Annotated in this window: 4 protein-coding genes; 1 reads left to right on the top strand and 3 read right to left on the bottom strand. The window is 34.8% G+C overall.

Annotation, left to right across the window (positions count from 1 at the left end; all coding sequences use genetic code 11):
• Positions 1–581: 581 nt before the first annotated feature.
• The 3 genes from VIO64_RS08890 to VIO64_RS08880 form a co-directional block, all read right to left on the bottom strand.
• Positions 582–800 (bottom strand): hypothetical protein, encoded by a 219-nt coding sequence (locus tag VIO64_RS08890; protein ID WP_331917267.1) that lies wholly within the window; start codon positions 798–800, stop codon positions 582–584.
• A 201-nt stretch (positions 801–1,001) separates the two neighbouring features.
• Complete coding sequence (locus VIO64_RS08885; RefSeq protein ID WP_331917265.1) at positions 1,002–2,414, bottom strand: recombinase family protein; 1,413 nt, start codon at positions 2,412–2,414, stop codon at positions 1,002–1,004.
• A complete protein-coding gene (locus VIO64_RS08880) occupies positions 2,377–2,985 on the bottom strand; it encodes a recombinase family protein (RefSeq protein ID WP_331917269.1) in 609 nt (202 codons plus the stop codon). The genes VIO64_RS08885 and VIO64_RS08880 overlap by 38 nt, the downstream gene beginning before the upstream one ends.
• Positions 2,986–3,107: 122 nt before the next feature.
• On the opposite strand from VIO64_RS08880, the gene VIO64_RS08875 reads away from it, so the two are divergent.
• A complete protein-coding gene (locus VIO64_RS08875) occupies positions 3,108–4,109 on the top strand; it encodes a hypothetical protein (RefSeq protein ID WP_331917263.1) in 1,002 nt (333 codons plus the stop codon).
• The last annotated feature ends 517 nt before the right edge of the window (positions 4,110–4,626 follow it).

Genomic DNA, 4,626 nt, shown 5'->3' with positions numbered 1-4,626 from the left:
TCAAGCCAATTACCAGTTACTTTTCGAAACTATACTATTCTATTATTCTTCTATTATCATTTTTCTATTTTACAAACCACCTCCTTTAAACCAACAATAAGAATATTTGAAAAATAAACCTAAATCTTTATTATGAGGATTTATTCTGTAGAACAGTATTATTAATATGGGACAACACCCTAATAAAAGCTAAAGACATCTTGTTTATACGCGATATAAGTAATCAGATTGCTTCTTAATATCCGTGAATTTATTTATATGGTTAGCATGTACGCTAAACTTCTTTAAAAAATAATATAAATTAAAATTATAGAGACTTCTTAATGGTAATAAATTTTTTAGCAACATTTTAATTACCTTACATTAAGGTATTTTAACACAAATAGTAATTTTAAGTCAAAACCTAACATAATATTTTAATAAATTTTATTACTTTTATATAATTTGATTTTATTTTTATTGCTATTTTCGACATTATTCTACATGTTAACTAAAGGCAAACACTTTTCGTCACTAAATAGTTACAATGCTATTCTATCATTTTTGTAACCCACCGTCAATGTTTTTGTTTCTTGTTGGTTTTAAAATTTATATACCCCACAAGTATCTTTCCCAATGCCATCACGCCCCTCATAAACTTCAAATGGTATTGATCCAACCGCCCCCTCATAGTATATTGGCTTATTTTGTAGTTTACAAAAACCTGCAGTACCTTGAATCTTCTCTTTAAGCTTCGCTTTCCTGTAAAAATGGCATGGTGGTGCCCTTTTCCTTATAAACCTTTTAAAAAATCTGATCATAATATTCATCTCACATATTAAATTTCAAGAACCGGTTCATTGAGTTGTGGTGATGTTAACATAGTAACTGCCTAGTATACAAGTTATTTATGATTATTTTATTAAATATTTGATAGTAATGAATTTGACAAAAAACCTATAAACAGAAAAAGACAGTGTACAGGCTCAATTTGAACCCATACACTGTCTTTTCTATCGCATTCATTTATTAAATTCACAACCAATCTCAGTTCCATCCAGTAATGTCAGCACAATCGAATTATCTTTCAAGACCGTAATCTTCTCAGCCATTTTTAAGTAAATCCCTTCATCGAACTCTCTAATAGGTCTCATTTCCCTTATTATATCAATGAACTGACTAGCCTTATATTTCTGCAAACAATCTGCAGTCTCAATACTTCTCCACTTTTCCAAGAAATACTCTTTCTTCTCGCAGATCATATTAAATGCTTTGATAAACACATTGTATAAAACTTCATCATCTATATGCTTATTTACACAGTTGACTTTACCTTTAATCGCATATTTGTTGTTACATCTCCAAATAATTCTCCTAAGTCTTTCATCAGTTGAATTCCAAACCTTTCTGCCATATGTACTTCCACAGCAGCCACATATAATCCTTCCTGCAAAAGGATTATCCGAAGTGGCATAATCAAGCTTTGCAATACCATACTTTTGTGCAAAGGTTCTTCTTCTCTCCGTTTCAAGCTGTACTGCTTCCCACATTTCTTTATCAATTATAGGAGGATGGCTTTCCTCCACATAGTATTGCGGAATCTCACCTTTATTTTGGACCCTCTTCTTTGAAAGAAAATCTGTTGTATATGTCTTTTGAAGCAAAGCCTCGCCCTTATATTTCTCGTTACATAGCATATTTCTAATGGTTCCCTCATACCATTTTGCTTTTCCGTTCCAATTTGGTATTCCATCTTCCTCAAGCTCCCTGGCAATCCTGTTCGGCCCCTTGCCGTTAAGGTAGTCTTTAAAAATTCTTCTCACTATTTTAGCCTGCTTCTCATTTATTATAAGGTTTCCTTCCTCATCTTTATCATAGCCCAAAAATTTGATATGATCAACTGTGACCTTCCCTTGTTCAAACCTTCTTCTGATGCCCCATGTGGCGTTTTGAGAAATCGCCCTACTTTTGTCTTGTGCCAATGAACTTAAAATCGATAGAAGGACTTCCCCTTTGCTGTCTAGCGTTGATATATTCTCCTTCTCAAATATTACACCAATACCTAAGTCCTTTAACTGCCGAACATAAGTCAAAGTATCAAGGGTGTTCCATGCAAATCTCGATATCGATTTGGTTATTATCATATCTATTTTTCCAGCTTTGCAATCCTCTATCATCTTATTAAACTGGTCCCGTTTTTTGGTACTAGTTCCCGAAATACCTTCATCGGCATATACACCTGACATTTCATAATCAGGATGGTTCGTAATAAATGCTGTATAATATGCAACCTGTGCCTCATAACTTGACAACTGCTCTAGCTGATCCGTTGAAACCCTGCAGTAAGCAGCCATCCTCTTTTTCTGTGGTTCCACATTTTCTGCCAAGCTGCTTCTATTAGCCCTTGCCGGAATAACTGTAATGTTTCTTGCCATTCTTGATTTCCTCCCTTATAACTGTTGGTTCCTTTATATCAAGCCTGCTTATGGTTTCATCATCAATGACAGTTCCTTCACAGGCGTCTTTGCCATTCTTAATATAATTGCTGCACTGCCATACAATCTTTCTGCATGAAAACTTACTGTTCCAGGTCCTTCGTTTTAACACAGCATTGCATTTACCGCAATAAAGCATCCCTGAATGTGGGTAACGGTTTCTATATTTATCTGAGCCTTTAAAGTTTCCTTTTAGCTCAGCACGATTTTTCATTTCCATCTGGACCTGTTCCCATTCAGCCCTTGGTATAATTGGTGGGTGATTATCCTGAATATAGAAGCTGTCCAGCTCGCCTTTGTTTCTTTTTTTCTTTTTACTTATGTGGTTTTCTCTATATGTTTTTTGAAGGATTATATCCCCCTCGTACTTTTCATTTTTTAGAATATCCAGTATGCTAGCTTCGGTCCACTTTGCCCCTGTAACTGTTGAAACATCCTCGCTATTGAGTACCTTTGCAATTTTAAATGCCCCTTTGCCTGAAAGATATTCTGCAAAAATCCGCTTTACAATTACACTTTCTATGCCTCTGCTATTATTGATTTTTGAAATATTTTTTTATATACTCAAATGGATTATAAAATGTACAAGATGGTTATTTGGAATAGCAAAAGAAAGTTGAAGGTTATCTTTTTATGAAGAAAATCAGTTTAATTGCAGGCGGAACACTTATTGTTGATGATGCCGACTATGAGCCTATAAAAGACCACCGCTGGACTTATACAAAGCAAATTCTAGCAAATGGTGACATACATTATCAGATTTATACCAGATTTAAAGATGGTAAAAGGAAATCTTTAAATAGGTTCCTGTTCCCTGATCAAAAATATACTTATGTAAAGCATATTAATGGTAACAAGTTTGATTATAGGCGTGAAAACATAGTCATAAACGACTTTTCCCACAAGGCATATAAAGTAAGAAAAAAGTTCATATCCCAGTATAGGGGAGTTACATTTCTCCCAAATGCACCCTATCTCAAATGGAATGTCCTGGCTTGCAAGGGCAGGGAAAAGTTCAATCTTTCCTTTGATTCGGAGGTCAAAGCCGCTATGGCTTATAATATAATCGCAAAGAAGTTTTATGGAGATAAAGCAAATTTAAATCAAATTGCTCCTGAAGATTATGGGCAATACTCAGATGAGGTAATTCAATATGTTGAGGCTTCCCATAAAGAAAAAGCATCTATCGGTATGCAGGGATTACGCCGACAAAAGGAAGGTACATCGTCTAAATATGTAGGCGTATATAAAGATAAGTATGCACCGGTATGGCATAGTGCTGTTGAAAAGGACGGTAAACGCTATTATCTTGGTGTATTTGAAAATGAAATAGATGCTGCATTGGCATATAACGATAAAGCTATCGAGCTGTATGGCAGCCTGGCTCGTATTAATGAGATTGATGTCAGCGAGGCAGAACTGAAAAACAGAAAAGGCCGGATAATTAAAAAGCAGTCATCCATTTACAAAGGTGTCGGGTGGTATAAGCCCGGTAAAAAGTGGAGGTCATACTTACATCATAATAAAAAGGCATATTTTCTGGGACATTTTAAGGACGAAAAAGATGCTGCAAGGGCTTACAACAGAAAAGCCTTGGAGTTATTTGGAGATAAAGCTGTATTGAATGATGTGTAGGTTAGATGATTGGTTATTAATAGTTATAAGAAATCAGAAAAACCTTATTTTCTTGAGCTTGACTATGATATCCTGATGCATATACATCGTTAGGCGATAAAACTCATTTGATAATGGAGTTGAAAGCCTTCTTGGTTTACAAGTGCTTAAGGTAGAGGATTCTCTACCTGAGGTATATAAGTAGAATAGCGATACCAGATACGACCTATATCCAATAACTGGCGTAGTTTTTTATATCCACAAATTGCTGCCCATTATATTATTAATTATTAAATATAAAAGTACTCCTTGTTGAGCTATACCCCGTAACGAACGAGAATAAAGCCTTCGGGCAATTTAATACACAAATTGTGTTTAACTGTTTTGTTGAATTCAAATGGTGAAACATCCGTAAGCGTCAAAACGATAGTGTATTGACATAATAAAATAGAGCCCAGTTTATTCAGGCTCTATTTTAAATATTATTTTTCTTGGATTTGCATGTTTCAGGTATCTTATCAGACCACGGCAGCAAATC

The sequence above is a fragment of the Pseudobacteroides sp. genome, from assembly GCF_036567765.1.
Taxonomy (GTDB): Bacteria; Bacillota; Clostridia; order Acetivibrionales; family DSM-2933; genus Pseudobacteroides.
The sequence above is the reverse complement of the archived record's forward strand: the minus strand, read 5'-3'. Positions and strand labels throughout refer to the sequence as shown.